Source organism: Arthrobacter sp. SPT-J7, from assembly GCF_059089965.1.
On sequence record NZ_JBNHFF010000042.1, the window covers coordinates 1 to 18964 of the forward strand.

14 protein-coding genes are annotated in these 18964 nt (G+C 66.1%); 10 read left to right on the top strand and 4 right to left on the bottom strand.

All coding sequences use genetic code 11. From position 1 onward, the window contains the following. Nucleotides 1–14 precede the first annotated feature (14 nt). Both AC5RWX_RS21065 and AC5RWX_RS21070 read left to right on the top strand, forming a co-directional pair. Nucleotides 15–3341, top strand: a complete 3327-nt coding sequence (locus tag AC5RWX_RS21065; protein ID WP_494098268.1) for a glycosyltransferase — start codon at nucleotides 15–17, stop codon at nucleotides 3339–3341. Next, a complete protein-coding gene (locus AC5RWX_RS21070; RefSeq protein ID WP_494098256.1) occupies nucleotides 3334–4995 on the top strand; it encodes a DUF5719 family protein in 1662 nt (553 codons plus the stop codon). The genes AC5RWX_RS21065 and AC5RWX_RS21070 overlap by 8 nt, the downstream gene beginning before the upstream one ends. A 57-nt stretch (nucleotides 4996–5052) precedes the next feature. Here the strand turns inward: AC5RWX_RS21070 and AC5RWX_RS21075 are convergent, their stop codons facing one another. Then, complete coding sequence (locus AC5RWX_RS21075) at nucleotides 5053–5565, bottom strand: metallopeptidase family protein (RefSeq protein ID WP_494098257.1); 513 nt, start codon at nucleotides 5563–5565, stop codon at nucleotides 5053–5055. Between the two features lie 117 nt (nucleotides 5566–5682). On the opposite strand from AC5RWX_RS21075, the gene AC5RWX_RS21080 reads away from it, so the two are divergent. The 4 genes from AC5RWX_RS21080 to AC5RWX_RS21095 all read left to right on the top strand — a co-directional run bounded on the left by AC5RWX_RS21080 (nucleotide 5683) and on the right by AC5RWX_RS21095 (nucleotide 9270). After that, the gene (locus AC5RWX_RS21080; RefSeq protein WP_494098258.1) at nucleotides 5683–6072 is read left to right on the top strand and encodes a DUF3499 domain-containing protein; all 390 of its coding nucleotides are present in this window, start codon (nucleotides 5683–5685) and stop codon (nucleotides 6070–6072) included. 77 nt (nucleotides 6073–6149) lie between these two features. After that, nucleotides 6150–6386, top strand: a complete 237-nt coding sequence (locus AC5RWX_RS21085) for a Trm112 family protein (RefSeq protein ID WP_494098259.1) — start codon at nucleotides 6150–6152, stop codon at nucleotides 6384–6386. Between the two features lie 104 nt (nucleotides 6387–6490). After that, complete coding sequence (ahcY, locus tag AC5RWX_RS21090) at nucleotides 6491–7969, top strand: adenosylhomocysteinase (protein WP_494098260.1); 1479 nt, start codon at nucleotides 6491–6493, stop codon at nucleotides 7967–7969. Nucleotides 7970–8031: 62 nt separating this feature from the next. Further along, nucleotides 8032–9270 carry a L,D-transpeptidase gene (locus AC5RWX_RS21095; RefSeq protein WP_494098261.1) on the top strand — a complete coding sequence of 413 codons (1239 nt, stop codon included), beginning with the start codon at nucleotides 8032–8034 and terminating at the stop codon, nucleotides 9268–9270. Between the two features lie 3 nt (nucleotides 9271–9273). On the opposite strand, the gene AC5RWX_RS21100 is transcribed toward AC5RWX_RS21095, so the two are convergent. Beyond that, nucleotides 9274–10074, bottom strand: coding sequence for an RDD family protein (locus AC5RWX_RS21100; protein WP_494098262.1), 801 nt, complete (start codon nucleotides 10072–10074; stop codon nucleotides 9274–9276). 65 nt (nucleotides 10075–10139) lie between these two features. On the opposite strand from AC5RWX_RS21100, the gene AC5RWX_RS21105 reads away from it, so the two are divergent. Together AC5RWX_RS21105 and AC5RWX_RS21110 are read left to right on the top strand one after the other, a co-directional pair. Next, on the top strand, nucleotides 10140–11132 hold the full coding sequence (locus AC5RWX_RS21105) for a stage II sporulation protein M (RefSeq protein ID WP_494098263.1): 993 nt from the start codon (nucleotides 10140–10142) through the stop codon (nucleotides 11130–11132). Nucleotides 11133–11258: 126 nt separating this feature from the next. Further along, a complete protein-coding gene (locus AC5RWX_RS21110) occupies nucleotides 11259–12518 on the top strand; it encodes a TIGR01906 family membrane protein (RefSeq protein WP_494098264.1) in 1260 nt (419 codons plus the stop codon). Here the strand turns inward: AC5RWX_RS21110 and AC5RWX_RS21115 are convergent. Both AC5RWX_RS21115 and AC5RWX_RS21120 read right to left on the bottom strand, forming a co-directional pair. Then, nucleotides 12509–14338: an AMP-dependent synthetase/ligase gene (locus tag AC5RWX_RS21115; RefSeq protein WP_494098265.1), complete on the bottom strand. Its 1830-nt coding sequence runs from the start codon at nucleotides 14336–14338 to the stop codon at nucleotides 12509–12511. The two genes, AC5RWX_RS21110 and AC5RWX_RS21115, sit on opposite strands and share 10 nt — an antisense overlap. Before the next feature lie 65 nt (nucleotides 14339–14403). Beyond that, nucleotides 14404–16047: a dolichyl-phosphate-mannose--protein mannosyltransferase gene (locus AC5RWX_RS21120; protein WP_494098269.1), complete on the bottom strand. Its 1644-nt coding sequence runs from the start codon at nucleotides 16045–16047 to the stop codon at nucleotides 14404–14406. 130 nt (nucleotides 16048–16177) lie between these two features. Here AC5RWX_RS21120 and rsmI point away from each other — a divergent pair, with 130 nt between their 5' ends. Continuing rightward, complete coding sequence (rsmI, locus tag AC5RWX_RS21125; protein ID WP_494098266.1) at nucleotides 16178–17119, top strand: 16S rRNA (cytidine(1402)-2'-O)-methyltransferase; 942 nt, start codon at nucleotides 16178–16180, stop codon at nucleotides 17117–17119. 183 nt (nucleotides 17120–17302) lie between these two features. Continuing rightward, the gene (locus tag AC5RWX_RS21130) at nucleotides 17303–18802 is read left to right on the top strand and encodes an NAD-dependent succinate-semialdehyde dehydrogenase (protein WP_494098267.1); all 1500 of its coding nucleotides are present in this window, start codon (nucleotides 17303–17305) and stop codon (nucleotides 18800–18802) included. Nucleotides 18803–18964: the final 162 nt, after the last annotated feature.

Consider the following 18964-nt stretch of genomic DNA (forward strand, 5'->3'; position numbering starts at 1 on the left):
ACGTCACTGCCGTTGTGGTTGCCCACAACGGCAGTGCCTATCTCCCCAGAACCCTGGCAGCCTTGGCAGACCAGACCCGGCCGGCAGACTACGTCATCGGCGTCGATGCCGGGTCCCGCGACAACTCCAGGGTCCTCCTTGATGAGGCCCTGGGCGGGGCGCATGTAGTAAACCACCGCGGGAAGAGCGGAATGGGCGCCGCAGTATCCGCTGGCCTAGCCGAACTCGCACCCTGGCGTGGGGATCAGGGCAACGGCAGTTCAGAGTGGATCTGGCTCCTTCATGACGACGCCGCGCCGGCTCCGGAAGCACTCGCAGAACTTCTGCTTGCAGTCGAACGGGCACCATCGGTGACAGTCGCGGGCTGCAAGCAGTTGGACTGGCATGCGGGACGCATGCTGGTGGACGTCGGCCTTTCAACCAGCCGCTGGGCGGAGCGGCTGACCCTGATCGACGCCGACGAACTTGACCAAGGGCAGTACGACGGCCGCACCGATACCTTCGCCGTGAATTCCGCTGGAATGCTGGTGCGCCGTGACGTCTGGGAACAGCTCGGCGGCTTCGATCCTGCCTTGCCCGGCAGCGGTGACGACGTCGATTTCTGTTGGCGCAACCGCCTGGCGGGACACCGTGTGGTGGTGGTCCCCGCGGCCAGGATGTTCCACGTAGCACACCGGCCGCATGCGCTGGGTAACGCCGCAGCGGCGCGGAAGGCCCAGGTCCACCTGCGGCTGAAGCACGCACCGCCGTGGATAGTACCCATGCACGGCGCGGCGGCCCTTCTCGGCAGCATTTTCAAACTGGTCCTAAGTATCGCCGTCAAGGATCCCGCACACGGCATCATGCAGCTCGGTGCAACGCTTGCAGCACTGGGCCGCCCCCGCGCCGTCATCAGGGCAAGGGCGAACGCCAGGAAGACGCGTCGAATCCGCCGGTCCGTCATCCGCAAGCTCCAGACGCCCCGCCGCGAGGTGTGGAGCCATAGACGCTCCCTGATGGAGGCCCTGGGCTCTGACGGCAGCCCGGCGGACGACCTCGTGCAGGACCCGTTGGCGCACCAGCCCAGCGGCGACGCATCCGATGACTTCGCCGCGCTTGCCACCAGCAAGCGAGGCTGGGTGGGCAATGGTGCCCTGGCCGCGGTGATCGTTGCCTCTGTCACCTCCCTTCTGGGTTTGACCGGACTCTTCGGTGCCCCCGCAGTCTCCGGCGGGGCGCTCATTCCCGTCTCGAGCAGCCTGGGCGACATCTGGCACCATGCGTCCAGCTGGTGGATTTCGTTGGGCGCCGGGCTTCCGGGCCGCGGCGACCCCTTTGGATATGTCCTTTGGATCCTTGGCGTTCTGGGCGGGGGTGACGCCAACGCCGCCATGGCCTGGCTGCTGCTGCTCAGCACGCCGCTGTCCGGCCTCACGGCCTGGTTTGCGGCCGGCGGACTGACGGTTCGCCGCCGCCTCCGCCTGGCAGCAGCGCTTTTCTGGGCGGCTGCCCCAGCCCTGCAGGTGGCAATTAACCAAGGCCGGGCCGGGGCGCTTATTGCCCACATCATGGTTCCCCTGGTCGCCCTGGCCCTGCTGCGGGCCACTGGCTCCGCAGTGGGGCAAGGACGCTTCCAGCTGCCGCCTCCGGGGGAACGCCGTGCCACGGAACGGCCAGCGGTTAAGCCAGGGATCAACGGAATGCCGTCCTGGACCTCGGCGGCGGCGGCCGGCCTGGCGCTGGCTGTTGTGACGGCGTCCGCGCCTTCCCTGCTGATTCCGACCACAGTGGTGATCGTTCTTTGCGGGCTCCTGCTCGGCCGTCGCGGCCGGACGGTGTGGTGGGCACTGCTGCCCACCGCTGCCCTGTTCATTCCGTTCGGACTTGCAGCCCTGGACAGGCCACGGGCCCTGCTGGCTGATCCCGGCGTCCCCCTTGGTTTCGACGCCGCTCCACTATGGCAGCAGCTGCTCGGCCAGCCCCTTGAATTCGGACCGAGCGGCGGGCTGGCCGGCTTGCCGTACTTCGCGGACAGTGCTCTGCCGTGGGCCCTGCTGCTTGCCCTCCTTCTTGCCGTCCCCGTCCTGCTCCTGGCCGTGGCGGGCATCTGCCTTCCCGGTAGCCGGACCGGAATTGCAAGGTCACTATGGGTTGTCGCCACGATTGCCCTGGCCGGTGGATGGCTCGCAGGACAGGTGTCTGCAAGCATGAATGCCGACGCCATGGTGGCGCCCTTCCCCGGACCGGCGGTTTCTGCAGCAGGGTTCGCCCTGCTGGGTGCCGGCGTCCTTGGAGCAGAACGGCTCCTTGGCATGGCAAACGCGGCGGCAACCGGCAGCGTAAAACACAAGACGTGGCTGCAGTCAGCGACAGCATGTGGCATGGTGCTCCTGCTGGCCGGACCCCTTGCAGGAATGGCTGCCTGGTCCGCGCACAACATTTTCCGCTCCTCTGTTGTTACGGCCCAGATGCCAGCGGCCTCCGCTGCATTGGGAACGCCCCGCCTCGTGGAGGCTGCCGGCATCCGTATCCTCCCGGCCACTGCCACCGACCGCGGAACCGGGCCCGAACAGACGCGGACGCTCTTGATCAGCACCGGTGAGGACGGCACGTATGACGCTTCCCTGATGCGCGGCGCGGGCACAACGCTTGACAGCCTTTCGGCCATCGCCTCGGCGCGCAACATCCTCGGCCGTCCGGGATCAGAAATGGTGCGAGACGACGACGACGTCACTGCCGCGGTCCGTCGCGTGGTGGCAACGCTGGTGGCCGGCCAGGGTGTGGACCCCCGGACCGATCTGGAACAGCTCGGCGTCGGCTTCGTGGTTCTCCGGGCGGCAGACACCGCGGCCCAGCTCACGGCCAGCAGGATGGACGCGGTACCCGGGCTCATTGCAGTTGGTCAGACCGACGTCGGCTGGCTGTGGCGGATCTCCCCGCTGAACCAGCCCGTGCTCCAGGCAGCGGATGTTGCCCACCGGGTGCGGGTTGTTGATGCGGGGGGCGCCGCCATCGCGCTGGTCCCGTCAGGGCACGACGACGTCGATGCTGCTGTTCCGCAGGGGCCGGAGGGCCGGCTGGTGGTGCTGGCGGAACGGGCGGATCCTAACTGGAGTGCCTGGCTGGACGGCCGCAGGCTGACGGCTACCACATCCGGGTGGTCGCAGGCCTTCGCCCTTCCGGCTTCGGCGGGCCACCTGACCGTGCGATACGAAAACCCGTGGGCGCTGTGGTCCGGGATCGCCCAGGTCACCGTCTTCGGGCTGACGGTCATGCTCGCCATCCCAATGCCTGCCCGGCGTCAGAGGACGGGCCTTTCCCGGGACGAAGGCTCGCTGCGTAAGGAACACCAGAATGCGTAACACGTCAATGCCACCGGAAGCATCACCGGCAAGCGATGCCGCCGGCGCTGAAACCCGGGAAAGCAGCGATTTTGCGAAGCGCTCAGGGACCAAAGGGCGGAACGCGTTGTTCTCCAGCCTCGCCTCCGCCGTCATCATCGCCGGAGCAGCCGGTGTGGTGGCAGCCGGGTCCGTCCTCCCGCAGCCCCTTTCCAGCCGCGCCGTGCCGGCAGGGGTGGCGGCAGTGCCTGCCGGCAGCAGCGTTGGGGTCTGTCCGGGCCCGGCCCGGCTGCTTGAAGGCACTGAAGCGGGCACCGACCCGCAATTCAGCCCCGAGTCCGAGACTGCCGCCAGTTCGGTCACGGGTGCAGTGCTCAGCGCCGGCGGCGCGCTGCCGGCGAGCCGGCTGTCGGAACTTGGCGGAACAACCGGCGTCGAGATTGCCAAAGAGCAGGCCCAGCCCAGTGCCGCGGGGGGTTCCCAGGAGCTTCTCGCAGCGGTGGTGGCGGGCCATTCGGTTGACCAGGTGAGCGTCCTAAGTGCCGACGCGCTGGCAAACCAGAAGGCTTCGGCTGCAGCGGCCATGAAGTTCGCGGCAATGGACGGGGATCTGCAGGGCACCGCGGCAGCCGCCTGCCTGCAGCCCTCGAACGATCAATGGCTGGCGGGCGCGGGCACCACCGTGGGCCGTACATCAGTGCTTGTCCTCACCAACGCTTCCACTACTCCAGCCACCGTGAGCCTCGAGCTCTTTGGCGCCGGCGGCCAGATCCAGGCGCCCGGCAGCAGGGGACTGCTGGTCGCTCCCGGTACGTCGCGGCCGGTAGTACTGGCCGGCCTGGCGCCGGGGGAGGCCCAGCTGAGTGTGCACGTGCGCAGCGCCGGCGGCCCTGTTTCTGCCGTAATCCAGCAGAGCGTCCTGCGTGGCCTGACCCCTGGCGGCGTGGATTTCATCGTCCCCGGAGCGGCGCCGGCCGTCCGGCAGGTCATGACCGGCGTGGATATCCAGGACCCCAGCCAGGTGGCAGCGCTCACCGGAAGATCCGGTTATGAGGACGCGGGTCCCGCGCTGCAGCTCACCGTGCCCGGCCCGTCAGACGCCGTGGTGGAGGTCAAGCTGTACGGGCGGGACGGCCAGAAGGCATTGCCCAACGGGGGAGTGATGACTGCCAAAGCGGGCACCGTCACCGAGATCCCGCTGGCTGGCATCCCTGCCGGTCATTACACGGTGGTTGCGTCGTCGGATGTCACGTTCGTAGCCGCTGTCCGGATTACCCGAGGCGTCCAGGAAACCCAGGCAACAGACGTGGCGTGGGCGGCATCAGGAGTAAGGCTCGGCAGTCAGCACGTGGTCCCCGTCCCACAAGGGGGTCAACGGCACCTGGTTTTCGGTGCTCTCGACAACCGCGCCATTATCACCTATTCGGCCATCACTGCCGATGGCAAGGTGGGGGCGGCGTCCACTGCCGATATCGCCGGCGGAACGACGGCGTCCATCGCCATTCCAGAAAAGGTTGAGGATTCCGACGTCGTGGGCTACGTGGTGTCGGCTTCGGGCGACGCCGCCTACGGGGCCCTGCTGTTGCAGCAGGACGGCAGGGACGACGTTTCGTCCCTGGCCTTCCTGCCGGCGGCGGCGGGCCAGGAAACAGTGCCCGTCACCCTCAGTTACTGAGGGGCGGAAAGTCCGTTACTGCCGCCTGCTCGTTGCGCAGGCCAGGAAGATAGCGGTTCAGTACCTGCGCCGGTACACCGGATCGAGGGTTTCCGGGGCAACGCCCAGCATTTCAGCCGTATGTTCCACTACCACGTCATGGACCAGGTCCTGGAGTTCTTCAACGCTTCCGCACGCCTGCTCAACCACTCGCCGGTAGACGGTAATCATTGGCCCGTCCTCGTCGGTGGCAGGAGTGTAGGAACCCATGGGGGGAGTGGCTGCAGTGGCGGCCAACTGCTCCAGGTCCGGCGGGATCTCATCGACGCCAAAGCGGACGCCATCCAGGGTCTTGCCCCAGATGTCATGAAGCCGTTGCGCGGAGTCCAGCACCAAGTCATCAAAGCGGTCCGAGCGTGTGCGGTAACCGGGATGGGTGGGGAGCATGACTTCGCCCCGGAGACCCCGTCCGTGGCGGTTTCGGCGGCGCATCATGTAGCTCTTGCCCGGTGCCGGCGTGCGCTGGTCAGTGCGGATATCCGGCTCAGCCAACCGGACCGTAAAGCCTGATTCATGGTTCGATGACTGCATACATTGACTGTAAACCCGGGGGAGGATTTACGCGACACATGGGCTGCTTGCACCAGGGCGCGTCGACAGGGCAGCAATGCGGTGTTTTGCTGCGTGCACAGAGTAGTCTGTGATGTCGTGGGAGCTATCCGTCAGTGTTCAAGATCTGCGTGCCGCCAGTCAGCGGTAGCTACCCTGACGTACGTTTACGCGGATTCCACGGCGGTCCTTGGACCACTGGCCACCTACGCCGAGCCCCATTGTTACGATTTGTGCGAGCAGCACGCTGATTCCCTTACGGTCCCGCGGGGGTGGGAGGTTCTGCGCCTGGCCATGCCCTCCACTCCGCAGCAGCCGGGCCCCGATGACCTCCTGGCATTGGCCAACGCGGTCCGGGATGCCGCTGCCTTGCCTGCCCGGACGCCGCCAACCTCCGGGAAACGCGGCCCCCATTCCGCATTGGAAGCGCCGGCCGGAGCGGAAGGCACCCGAAGGGGCCATCTCCGCGTCCTGCGGGAACCGTCCTGAAGCGCATCTGGCGGTAGGCTGGAAGCTGCAATTCCGTCCGCTACCGGCGCCAGCGCGCCCGCCAGGGAGCATGAGTAATGCCAAAGATCAGTCCTGAACTCCTGTCCATCCTGCGTTGCCCCGTGACTGGGTCCTCCCTGGTTCAGGAAGGCGAGGAACTTGTTGCAGCCGGCGCGCATGACTCCGGAGTGAGGCCCCGCTACGCCATCGAGGACGGGATTCCCGTCCTTCTTCCGCCCGAACTGTTGGCAGCAGCGAATGCGGCCCGTCCAGGGCAGCACGATTCAGCAGCCGGTATACCCCAAGCCGTTTAGCCTTCATCCGACAGCACCAAACCACCGGCGCCCACGCCGCGGCTCCCTGACCGGGCGCCGCAAGCAGCATCCGGCCACCGCCGGACAGAGTAAAGGATCCATCCATGGCTTTTGATTACAAGGTTGCCGACATCTCGCTGGCCGAGGCCGGCAGGCACCAGATCCGCCTGGCAGAGCACGAAATGCCCGGCTTGATGTCCCTCCGCGAGGAGTTCGGACCCACCCAGCCGCTGAAGGGCGCGCGGATCGCAGGATCGCTGCACATGACGGTGCAGACTGCGGTGCTGATCGAAACCCTCACCGCGCTGGGTGCCGAGGTCCGCTGGGCCTCCTGCAACATCTTCTCCACCCAGGATGAGGCCGCCGCTGCTGTAGTGGTTGGAAAGGGCACGGCGGAGGACCCCCGAGGCGTGCCGGTGTTCGCTTGGAAGGGTGAAACGCTGGAGGAATACTGGTGGACTGCCGAGCAGATCCTCACCTGGCCTGGCGCTGAGTCCAACCCGGAGCTCGGCGCCAACATGATCCTGGACGACGGCGGCGACGCCACCATGCTGGTACACAAGGGCGCCGAATTCGAGGCGGTGGGCAACGTCCCGTCCGCCGACCCAACGGACTCCGAAGAGTACGGCATCTTCCTCGATGTGCTTCGCCGCTCCTTGGCAGCGGACCCGCACAAGTGGACCCGCACGGCGGCCAACATCAAGGGCGTCAGCGAAGAAACCACGACGGGTGTGCACCGCCTGTACCAATTGGCTGAACAGGGCAAGCTGCTCTTCCCCGCCATCAATGTCAACGACTCCGTCACCAAGAGCAAGTTCGATAACAAGTACGGAATCCGGCACTCACTCCCGGATGGCATCAACCGTGCAACCGACGTGCTCATGGGCGGCAAAGTCGCCGTCGTCTGCGGCTATGGCGACGTCGGCAAGGGCGCGGCGGAGGCGCTGCGCGGCCAGGGCTCGCGGGTGATCGTCACGGAGATCGACCCCATCTGCGCCCTGCAGGCGGCGATGGACGGCTACCAGGTGGCCAAGCTTGAGTCCGTCCTGGCCCAGGGCGATATCTTCATCACCACCACGGGCAACAAGGACGTCATCATGGCCGATCACATGGCGGGCATGAAGAACAAGGCAATTGTGGGCAACATCGGCCACTTCGACAACGAGATCGACATGGCCGGACTTGCCAGGATCCCGGGCATCAAGAAGGTGGAAATCAAGCCGCAGGTCCACGAATGGGTTTTTGACGCAGGGGCTGACACCGAGCGTTCCATTATTGTCCTCTCCGAAGGCCGCCTGCTGAACCTGGGCAACGCCACGGGGCACCCGTCCTTCGTGATGAGCAACTCCTTTGCCAACCAGACCATCGCCCAGATCGAGTTGTGGACCAAGAAGGACCAGCCCGAGGGAGAGCGCGAGTACGAAAACCAGGTCTACGTCCTGCCCAAGGTTTTGGATGAAAAGGTGGCCCGCCTGCACCTGGACGCCCTTGGCGTGGAGCTGACCGAACTGACCAAGGACCAGGCTGAGTACCTGGACCTGGACGTCGCCGGCCCGTACAAGCCCGAGCACTATCGTTACTAAGAAGTAAAGAGCCCGGGTGGGAGAGCACCCGGGCTGTTACTTTTAGCGCCTAGGATCAAAATATGGAGCCTGAAGTCCAATCCCGCCGTCCGGGCAGGGTCAAGAAGATTCTTGTGGTGGCCGCTGTCTGCATCCTCGCCGCCGTGGGCGGCGTGTTCGCTGCTGTGGCACCGGGAATCGCCCGCGGAACCATCGAGTCCGAAGCAGGGACCGCCGTCCGGACGTCGCCCGGCATCGTCGCGCCGGTCATTGCGCCCCTGAAGCTCGACGCCGCGCCGGCCAACGGTTCCAAGCAGGTGAACCCGGCAGCACCGGTGTCCCTGAAGGTGGCCAACGGCACCATTGAACGCGTTACGCTCGCCAGTACCGCAGGCGAGACGGTGGAGGGCAGCATCGACGCCGCGGGAACAGGCTGGACGACGTCCGGCCCCCTGAAGTTCAACACGGACTACAGCTACACGTACGTGGTGAAGGATGGCGCCGGACGCGAGACCAGCACCACGCAGTCCTTCAGCACGGTGCCCAGTTCGCATGAGGCGGACGCGGCGATTTACCCCCTGGACGGCATGAAGGTGGGCGTGGGGCAGCCGCTACAGGTCATCTTCAGTGAACCCGTGGTCAACCGCGCGGCTGTGGAAAAGGCCATCAGCATCACCAGCAGCGCCGGCCAAGTGGGCGCTTTCCATTGGCACAGTGACACCATGGTCCGGTACCGGGCTGAGAATTTCTGGGCGGCAAACTCCACCATCACCATGGACATGCAGCTCTTCGGCGTAGACCTGGGCAACGGCCAGATCGCCAACTTCAACAAGAAGGTGAACGTCTCCATCGGTGACAAGAAGGTGGCGGTGGCGGACGCAGCGGCGCATACCTTCACGCTCAGCGTCAACGATCAGGTCGTCAAGACGCTGCCGGTAAGCATGGGGGACAAGCGGTTCCCGTCTGCCCGCGGCTACGGCGTGCTGATGGAAAAGAAGCGCTACGACCACTTCCGTGCCTCAAGCATCGGCTTGAAACCCGATGACCCTGCCTATTACGGTGACGTCGACGTGGAATACACCATCCGGCTCACCCTCAGCGGGGCCTACATCCACCAGGCGCTGGAGTCGGCCTATCCCTTTATCGGCAACACCAACGTCTCGCACGGCTGCATAGGATTCGCCCCCGACGGCGCCGCCTGGGTCTTTGACAACATGGGCACCGGCGACGTTGTCCAGATTGTTAATACTGAAGGCGACTACGCAGCCAACGATGATGGGTTTGGCGACTGGAACATCCCGTGGAGCGAATACGACAACTAACGCCTAGTCGCCGAAAGGCAGACGTTGCAGCCGCTCACCCGTCTCAGCGCTCCGCCGTCGTGCCTGCGACAACCTGGCAAGCTCCCTGCTCCGCCGTTCGGCCACGACGGCGGCAAGGTAGTCGCCGGGGCTCGTCCCGGGCGGCGGAGGCGGGGCTACATGGGCGGCGAGTTCAGTGGCGATCGACTCGGCCATGCCCGCCCTGGACAGGGGTGCCATCCGGCCGGCCTGGGAGATGAACTGGGATGCCCGGCGCGCCGTCGCGTCCGGAATCCGCCCGATATCCGCGCTGGAGGCCCAGGACCGCAGGCGTGGCGGAACGAACACCGGCGCGGACGCTTCGACCGGTACACGGCTGCGGATGGCGTAGGTCCCGGCCATCAGGTCGCCCAGGCGGCGAGACCTGTCATTGAACAGGGCCACGGCGATGGCGAGTCCACCCAGGGTCAGGTAGATCTCGAGGAATCCGACCAGGCCGCGGATGAGGGCGTGGCGGAACCGGATGGCACCGCCGTCATCCCGCACCACGCGCAGGCCGGCTGCGAGCTTGCCCAGCGAAAGCCCGCGGCTCAGGGTCTCCACCGCCACCGGAACGATAACCAGGCAGAAGACAACACTGGCCAGCACCAGGGCCCGCAGGGCCGCCTCGTCAAGGTCCTCGCCCGCCGCCGCTACTCCGATCAGGATGACCACCAGCAAAATGATGCCTAAGGCCATGTCCAGGAGCAGGCCCAGCGCGCGGGCCGCAAATGATGCCGGACGCAACTCCAGGACAACGGCCTCACCGGTGACTATCGAACTCACAATGTTCCAGTTCCTCGCGGCTGACGGGACGCTCATAGTCTAGTGCGGGCCGCTAGGCTGTTGCCGTGGATATGGACGCGTTCTCCGCCGTCAACGCGGACAAATGGTCGCGGCTGCATGAACTTGCCTATAAGGGCAGGCTCAGCGGCCCGGAAGCGGATGAACTCCTGGCGCTGTACCAGTCCACGTCCGCCCACCTCTCCCTCATCCGGTCGCTGGCCCCGGAAAGCGGACTGTCCGCTTCACTGTCCGCCACGCTTGCCCAGGCGCGCACGCGCTTCACCGGCGCGCGGTCCAACGTGCTGGAGGACCTGGCGCGGTTTTTTGTGGTGGCCCTGCCCGCCGCCTTCTACCGGCTCACTTGGCTCACCCTTGCCTGTGGGGCAGCTTTTCTCCTGATCGGCGCGGCCTACGCAGTCTGGATCAGCACCTCGCCGGAAGCACTGCGGGCGGTGGCGTCCGAAGCAGCGCTCCGGCAGTACGTCGAGGAAGACTTCATCAATTACTACTCGGAGAACCCTGCCGCCTCCTTCGCCGGCGCAGTGTGGACCAACAACGCCTGGATCAGCGCTCAGGCTGTAGCACTGGGCATCACAGGAGTGTGGGTGCCCATGATTTTGTTCAGCAACGCCCAAGGGGTGGGCATAGCCGCGGGCATCTTTGCGGCCGCGGGGAAGTCGGAGGTCTTCTTCAGCTACATCCTGCCGCACGGCCTGATGGAACTCACAGCGGTGTTTATTGCCTGTGCCGCCGGCCTCCGGATCTTCTGGGCAATGGTCTCCCCGGGGCCCCGCACACGTGGCCGGGCGGTGGCCGAGGAAGGCAGGTCCTTGATCACCGTAGCCTTGGGCCTGGTTTTGGTGCTCTTCGTCTCAGGCCTGGTGGAAGGTTTCGTTACACCCAGTGCGCTGCCGGTCTGGGCAAAGATCGGCATTGGGGCCGCGGTCCTTGCCGGATACTGGCTGTACGTCTTTGCCTGCGGGCGCCCCGCCTATCTTGCAGGGGAGCGCGGCGACCTCCGCCGGGAAGACGCAGGCTATACGGAAATCGCTGCCTGAATCGTTGTAATCCATGCGGGGTGGTTGCTCGCCCCGCCGGAAGCCCGGACGGTAGGCTCGTCAACAGATGAAGCGTGCCGGCCGATCCATGATCCGGCGCGAAAACCCAACGGAAGTGACGCTGCTGTGAAAGACGAAACTCCTGCCCGCGCCAGGCGCGCCGAGCCGCAGCCGGAACCGGTCCTGGACACATCAAGTGATTCTGACGAGCCGGCGTTTTCATGGTTGACTCCCGCCGGCGCAGGCGCCGGGAGTTCTGCCGCAGACCTCCCCGATGATTCCCGTGCGGATGCCGTGCGGGAATCAGCCGGAAAAGCCACGGCGCCTGTGCACGGGAATGCCGAGGCCCGTTCCTTTGCAACAGATACCGGTTCTCCCGCAACAAATTCCGGTTCAGCCGCAACAGGACGGGCCGGGGGCTCTGCCGCCAAGGCTGCCACCGCCCCCGCCTCCGGCCAGGCCGTCCAGCCGGAGAGCCGGGCCGACCGAAAAGCCGCAGAGTCCGCCGCCGAGGATTCCGGGCCCGACTCCGGGCGGGACAGCTCTCCGGTATTCAAGGAACGCCTGCCCACCTCAGCGCTGCAGGTCCGTCCGCCGGAGGAGGAGGTGGAGCGCCGCAATGCCCAGCGCGAGAGTGCCGCCAATGCCAAACCGGTGACGCCCCGGGTGATGCAGGTCCTGCTTGCCCTGTTCTTCCCACTGATCCTGCTCATCCTTGCTGTGCGTGCCGTGACCAGCCCGTTGTTCCTGTGGGTGGAGTACAACCGCCCTGGATTTCCCGGGGACGGCTACGGATTCAGCACTGATGACAGGATGACCTACGGCTCCTACGCCGTTGATTACCTCAGTAACTGGGCCGGCCCGCGCTACTTGGGCGACCTCGTGCACCGCAGCGGCGACAAGCTGTTCAAGGATGGCGAAGTCAGCCACATGGCGGACGTCAAACTGGTGATCCTGTCCACCTTTGGTGCCGGTGTGTTGTTGATCCTGGTGAGCCTCATCGCTGTCCTCTACCTGCGCAAGCGAAGCACCGGGGGAGTACGCAGGGGCCTCTTCGCCGGCTCCATCATCACGCTGGTCCTGATCCTGGGCCTGGGCTCCCTTGCAGTGCTGGGATGGCAGCAGTTCTTCACCGAGTTCCACCGGATCTTCTTCGCGGACGGATCATGGACGTTCAGCTTGGACGACACCCTGATCCGACTGTTCCCCGGGCAGTTCTGGATCGACGCCGGAATGGTGATCGCGGGCCTGGTGCTGTTGACGTCCCTCGTCACGCTGATCCTCACCTGGCCTACACGCCGGCGCCGAGGCCTCGCCAAGGATGAACCAGCGGCGGCTGAGCAGTCAGCGGAGGGCGCAACGGGCCAGCCAGCGGGTCAGGAGTAGAGCTTGGCGATATCGCTTTCGAAGTCATGCACGACGGCGGAACGCTTCAGCTTGAGGGAAGGCGTGAGGTGACCTGACTCGACGGTGAACTGGGCGTCCAGCACGGTGAACTTGCGGATGGATTCTGCCTTGGATACCAGCTGGTTCGCCTGATCCACCGCATCCTGTATAGCTGCCGCTACGTGCGGATCCGTAACAGCCTCGCGCACAGAAAGGGCGGGCAACCCCTGCTCGGAGCGCCAGTTGTCCAGGCCGTCCGGATTCAAACTCACGAGCGCCGCCACAAAGGGCTTTCCGTCGCCCACCACCACCGCGTGGGCCACCAGCGGATGGGCGCGGATCCTTTCCTCCAAGGGCCCGGGCGCAACATTTTTGCCGGCGGCCGTGACCAGCAGATCCTTCTTCCGCCCGGTGATGGTAAGGAACCCCTGGGCGTCAAGCTCCCCGAGGTCGCCTGTGCGGAAGAAGCCATCCACGAAGGCTTCTGCGTTTGCCGCATGATTGGCGTGGTAACCCTTGAAGACGCCGATGCCCTTCACCAGGATCTCGCCGTCTTCGGCTACCCGGATGGTGGTCCCGGGGATGGGGATGCCCACAGATCCCACCCGCGTACGTGAGGGTGTGTTGACAGTACATGGTGCGGTGGTCTCGGTGAGGCCGTACCCCTCCAGGACAGGAATTCCGGCACCCCGGAAAAAATGGGCATCCTCCGGCGCAAGTGCACTGGCGCCGGACACGGTGTACCCCACGTGGCCGCCGAAGGCGTGGCGAAGCCGCGGGTAAAGCAGCCTGTCGAAAATTCCGTGGCGAATTCGGCAGAGCAATCCCGGACCGCTGTCCTTGCCCCGGCTGCGCCTGTCCTCCTCCCGTGAGTACTCAATGGCTGTTGCCGATGCGGCGTTAAAAAGCCGCGCCTTGCCCGCCACCGCGGCCTTGTGTCCTGCGGTGGCGCGGACCTTTTCGAAGATCCGCGGAACCACCAGCAGGAACGTGGGCCGGAACGTGCCCAGGTCCTCCAGGAGCTGGGCCGCCCCCCGCGTGTGCCCCAGGGTAGCGCCGGCGGTGAGGCAGACCACCTGGACCGCCCGGGCCAGGACGTGCGCGAGCGGCAGGAACATGAGCGTGCGGGCCTGGTCCTGGAGCAGCAGTTCCGGGAGGAAAGCGACGATGTTCCTGGCCACCAGTGCGAAATTGCCGTGGGTGATTTCGCAGCCTTTGGGGTTGCCGGTGGTTCCGGAGGTATAAACCAGGGACGCCACGTCATCCAGCCCCGCACGGCTCCGGTGCCGTTCCAGCTCAGCATCGGTGACACCCGTTCCGGCGGCGGCCAGGCTCGCGAGGTCCGGGGCTTCGCCGTCGAAATCCATTCGGACCACATGGACGAGGCGGTCCCGGAGCAACGTGGAACCGGCCAAAACCCCCGCCACAAGCTTCACTTTGGCTCGGTCCTCGACGAAGACACGCCGTACCCCGGAGTCGTGGAGGATCCACTCCACCTGGCCGGGGGAGGACGTCTCGTAAATGGGAACGGTCACGCCGCCGGCAAACCAGATGGCGAAATCGACCAGCGTCCATTCGTAGGAGGTGGCGGACATTACAGCAACGGCGTCACCCGGCTCGATTCCGCCGGCGATCAGGCCTTTGGCCAGGGCGCTGACATCCTGCAGAAATTTCTGCGCCGTCACGTCCATCCAGCCGTTGGGCCCCTTGCGCCGGTACAGGGCGTGGGCCGGGTTGGCGGCCTGTTGCTCCAGCAGCAGATCCGTGACGTTGCTGGCGGCATCAAGCTCAACCAGCAGTTCAGTGCTCGCTTCTCTCACTGGGGTCTCCGTTCCGCTGCCATGCCGCGGCAGCGGCTCCGTCGGGGATCATCTGCCATCCTGCCCTAGATCCAGGAAGGCATCCACATCCGGAGCCGCCACTCCTGGTACGGGATGACTTCGGCTGCCCAGACCGGATAGAAGTAGGCCGCCAACAGGACTGCGGCCGCCACGAACAAGGCCACCAGGTACAGCCCGGACCGGCGGCGCCAGGGCGGGTCGGTCGTCCTTCCCAGGACCAGCCCCAGGCAGTAGACAAGCGCCAGCACCAGGAACGGTTCGAAGGACACGGCGTAAAAGTAGAACATGGTCCGCTCCGGGTACAGGAACCAAGGCAGGTACCCCGCGGCGACACCCGCAAGCACCGCTCCCGCCCGCCAGTCCCGGCGCCCCGCCCACCAGAACAGGAGCACCACCAGCGATATGGCTGCCGCCCACCAGACGAGGGGATTTCCCACCGACAGGATGGCGGACGTGCACTTGTCCACGTCGCAGCCCGGTGTGCCGCGCTCCGGCGATTCGTAGAAAAACGACGTGGGCCTGCCCATCAGCAGCCAGCTCCAGGCGCTGGCCTCATAGGGGTGTTCGGACCCCAGGCCCTGGTGGAACTTGTACGCTTCCAGATGGTAATGCGCCAGGGACCGGACCGAATCCGGCAGCCAGTCCCATGCAGAAGACGGATTGCTCTGCGCCCAGCGGCGGAAGTAGGCGTCGTCTGAGCGGAACCAGCCGGTCCAGGTGGCGGTGTATACGAGCGCGGCAACCGGGACCATGCTCAGGAACGCCGGGATGCCGTCCTTGATTACGCCGCCGCTGATCCAGCCGCGGATCCCCGCCACCCGCCGTGCGCTGAGGTCCCACAGGACGGTGAGGATGCCGAAACCGGCCAGGAAGAACAAGCCTGACCATTTGGTCCCCACGGCAAGGCCCAGAAAGACTCCGGCTGCTATCCGCCACCACCGGGTCCCCAGCCATGGCCCGGACAGCAGTTGCGCGGAGGTGGGAAGTCCCCCGTTGGCGGACGCAGCCTTGGCCAGCCGGGCCGCCAGCCGGCGTCGTCCGTCATCCCGGTCCATCAGCAGGGCGCCAAACGCTGCGAGGATCCAGAACATCAGGAAGATATCCAGCAGCGATGTCCGCGACATCACCAGGTGATGGCCGTCCACGGCGAGGAGAAGTCCCGCGGCACCCGCCAGCGGCAGTGAATGGAAGAGTTTCAGCGCTATCAGGGACAGGAGCAGGATGGACAGGGTCCCGGTCAGGGCCGCAGCGAAGCGCCAACCGAAAGAATTATCCGCCCCGAAGAGCCACATCCCGGCGGCGATCATCCACTTTCCCACCGGGGGGTGGACCACGTACTCCGGAGAGTCCAAGAGCAGGGCCGGGTTTCCTGCGTTGAAGGAATCATTGGCTTTGTCCGGCCAGCTACGCTCATAACCGCTGATGAGGTACGAGTAGGCGTCCTTGACGTAATACGTTTCGTCAAAGACCAGCTTGTTTGGCGCCTCCAGCCGGACAAACCGCAGGACGCCGCCGGCTGCCGCAGCCAGGAGGGGAACCAGCAGGAACCAAAGCCGCAGCGACGGCGGGTAGTCCCGCCAGCTCTGGACGGGCCCCAGCAGCCGCGCCCGCAGGGACTGCGCCGTAAAGGCCTCCGCGGGGCGGCTGACCCACGGCCGGGCCGGCGGGTTCCCGGGCCGGGCAACCATTCCGGTGGAGGAACCGGTGGGCTCCGGGGATGTGGCGTGTTCGGCCCCGGCCGGCCGCGTCGAGGTCTGCGTCACGAGCCCCATGCTACCTTTTGCGGCTGGCCGCGCCCCGCAGCAGTAGGCTGGTGGCGTGGACCCTAACCCCAGCCCCTTTCCTGATTCCGGCACTGCCACCCCCAATGAGGAATCCGGAGGACAACCGTCAGGGGGTTCGGATGCAGTCCCGGTACCGGCGCCTGCGGGAGGTCGGATCGTGCTGGCGGCCACCCCGATCGGCAACACGGGCGATGCGTCCGCCCGCCTGGTGGAGTTGCTGGGCTCGGCGGACATCGTTGCGGCTGAAGACACCCGCCGCCTGCACCGGTTGGTGCAGAGCCTGGGCGTCACTGTTGCCGGCCGCGTGATCAGTTACCACGAGCACAACGAGGCAGTAAAAACGGCCGAACTTCTTGAACAGGTGAAGGCGGGCAAGACCCTGGTGATGGTCACCGACGCCGGGATGCCCTCGGTGTCAGATCCCGGGTTCCGGCTGGTGGAAGGCGCCGTGGCGGACGGGCTCACCGTCACTGCCGTACCCGGCCCGTCGGCTGTACTGACGGCGCTGGCACTGTCCGGCCTGCCCACGGACCGTTTCTGCTTTGAGGGATTTCTGCCCCGGAAGGCAGGTGAAAGGGCGTCCCGCCTGGCTGACCTTGCGGGGGAGCGCCGGACGATGGTGTTCTTCGAAGCGCCGCACCGGCTGGAGGTGATGCTGCGAGCGCTGCGCGAACGCTTTGGCTCTGACCGCCGGGTAGCCGTTTGCAGGGAATTGACCAAGACCTACGAGGAGGTGATCCGCGGTTCGCTCGGGGAGCTCCTGCAATGGGCCGAGACCACAGAGGTCCGTGGTGAAATCGCCGTTGTCCTGGCCGGTGCACCTGAGCAGGCTCCGGGGACCCCGGAGGACCACGTCGCGGCCGTCAATGAACTCGTGTCCCAGGGGATCCGCCTTAAGGAGGCTGTCGCGGCCGTGGCGGAAGATGTCCGGGTAAGCAAGCGCGAGCTCTACTCGGCCGTTCTCGCAGCCCGCTGAGGGGGCGCCCTGCGGCAGGGAAAGGGCTGTGCAGATGCACAGGCCTTCCCTCTTTCCGTAGTGCGTGAAGGCGTAGACCCGCAGGGGGCACAGCAGTAGTCTGGCAACTAATCAGCCATGACGACGGCGGCTACTCCGGCCGCCGCCCGGGGCTGCAACAACCCTACTGACGAGGGAGTCATCGTGACTGTCACTGCACAGCCGGCCGTTTCCGCAGAACGCGAAAGCGCCCTTTTGGCCTCTGTTCCCACCGGCCTGCTTATCAATGGTGAGTGGCGGGCTGCCGCTTCGGGCAAGACCTTCGACGTCGAGGACCCGGCGACGGGCAAGGTGCTGTTGAGCGTTGCCGACGCCGGTCCTGAAGACGGTGCCGCGGCCCTGGACGCGGCCGCCGCCGCCCAGGAGTCCTGGGCAAAAGTCCCACCGCGTGAACGCGGCGAAATCCTGCGCCGCGCGTTTGAGCTCGTGACGGAGCGGGCCGAGGACTTCGCCTTGCTCATGACGATGGAGATGGGCAAGCCGCTGGCAGAAGCCCGGGGCGAGGTCACCTACGGCGCCGAGTTCCTGCGCTGGTTCTCGGAGGAAGCTGTCCGTGCCTTCGGCCGCTACTCGGTCTCCCCGGACGGGAAGTCCCGGCTGCTGGTCACCAAGAAACCGGTGGGTCCCTGCCTGCTGATCACGCCATGGAACTTCCCGCTGGCCATGGCCACCCGCAAGATCGCCCCGGCCGTGGCCGCGGGCTGCACCATGGTGCTGAAGTCAGCGAACCTCACGCCGCTGACCTCCCAGCTGTTCGCCGCCGTCATGATGGAGGCCGGCCTGCCCGCCGGCGTCCTGAACGTTATCCCCACCTCAACGGCCGGCGCTACCACCGGCCCGCTGATCAAGGACTCCCGGCTCCGTAAACTGTCCTTTACCGGCTCCACGGAAGTGGGCCGCCGCCTGCTCGCGGACGCCTCCGAAACCGTCCTGCGCACCTCCATGGAGCTCGGCGGCAACGCCCCGTTCGTGGTCTTCGAGGACGCCGACCTGGACGCTGCCGTCGCCGGCGCCATGCTAGCGAAGCTGCGGAACATGGGTGAAGCCTGCACCGCGGCCAACCGTTTCATCGTGCACGAGTCCGTTGCCGCGGAGTTCGCGGAGAAGTTCGCGGCGAAGATGAAGGAGATGACCACGGCCCGGGGCACCGAGCCCGAGTCCAAGGTGGGCCCGCTGATCGACGCCAAGAGCCGCAACAAGGTCCACGAACTGGTCTCGGACGCCGTCGCGTCAGGTGCCAAGGCAGTCCTGGGCGGCGGGCCGGTGGAGGGCCCGGGCTACTTCTACCAGCCCACCATCCTTTCCGGCGTCACCGAAGGTACCCGGATCCTGGCCGAGGAAATCTTTGGCCCGGTCGCCCCGATCACCACCTTCAGCAGCGAGGACGACGCGGTGCGGTTGGCCAACAACACCGAATACGGGCTGGTGGCCTACGTCTTCACCAAGGACCTCAACCGCGGCATCCGAATGGGCGAACGCCTTGAAACCGGCATGCTGGGCCTGAACGCCGGCGTCATCTCCAACGCCGCGGCACCCTTCGGCGGCGTCAAGCAGTCCGGCCTCGGGCGCGAAGGCGGCCTCGAAGGCATCGAGGAATACCTCTACACCCAGTACATCGGCATCGCCGATCCCTACGCGGGATAGGCCTTCCCTCCCACGACGGCGAAGCCGCCGCTTGCTACAGGGTCACGAACGCGCCGGCCAGCGCGCTGACCAGAAGCGGGCGGCGGCTTTCGCCGTGTGTACCGCTGCTGCTCCGGCAGCTCGGAACGGAGCCGCAACCAGGCGTCCCAGCCGTCCGGTCAC

What these genes read in the sequence shown, in the direction of transcription:
- AC5RWX_RS21070 (WP_494098256.1), top strand. Translation starts at nt 3,334, where the DNA reads ATGCGTAACACGTCAATGCCACCGGAAGCATCACCGGCAAGCGATGCC.
- AC5RWX_RS21075 (WP_494098257.1), bottom strand. Translation starts at nt 5,565, where the DNA reads ATGCAGTCATCGAACCATGAATCAGGCTTTACGGTCCGGTTGGCTGAG.
- AC5RWX_RS21085 (WP_494098259.1), top strand. Translation starts at nt 6,150, where the DNA reads ATGCCAAAGATCAGTCCTGAACTCCTGTCCATCCTGCGTTGCCCCGTG.
- ahcY (WP_494098260.1), top strand. Translation starts at nt 6,491, where the DNA reads ATGGCTTTTGATTACAAGGTTGCCGACATCTCGCTGGCCGAGGCCGGC.
- AC5RWX_RS21095 (WP_494098261.1), top strand. Translation starts at nt 8,032, where the DNA reads ATGGAGCCTGAAGTCCAATCCCGCCGTCCGGGCAGGGTCAAGAAGATT.
- AC5RWX_RS21120 (WP_494098269.1), bottom strand. Translation starts at nt 16,047, where the DNA reads ATGGTTGCCCGGCCCGGGAACCCGCCGGCCCGGCCGTGGGTCAGCCGC.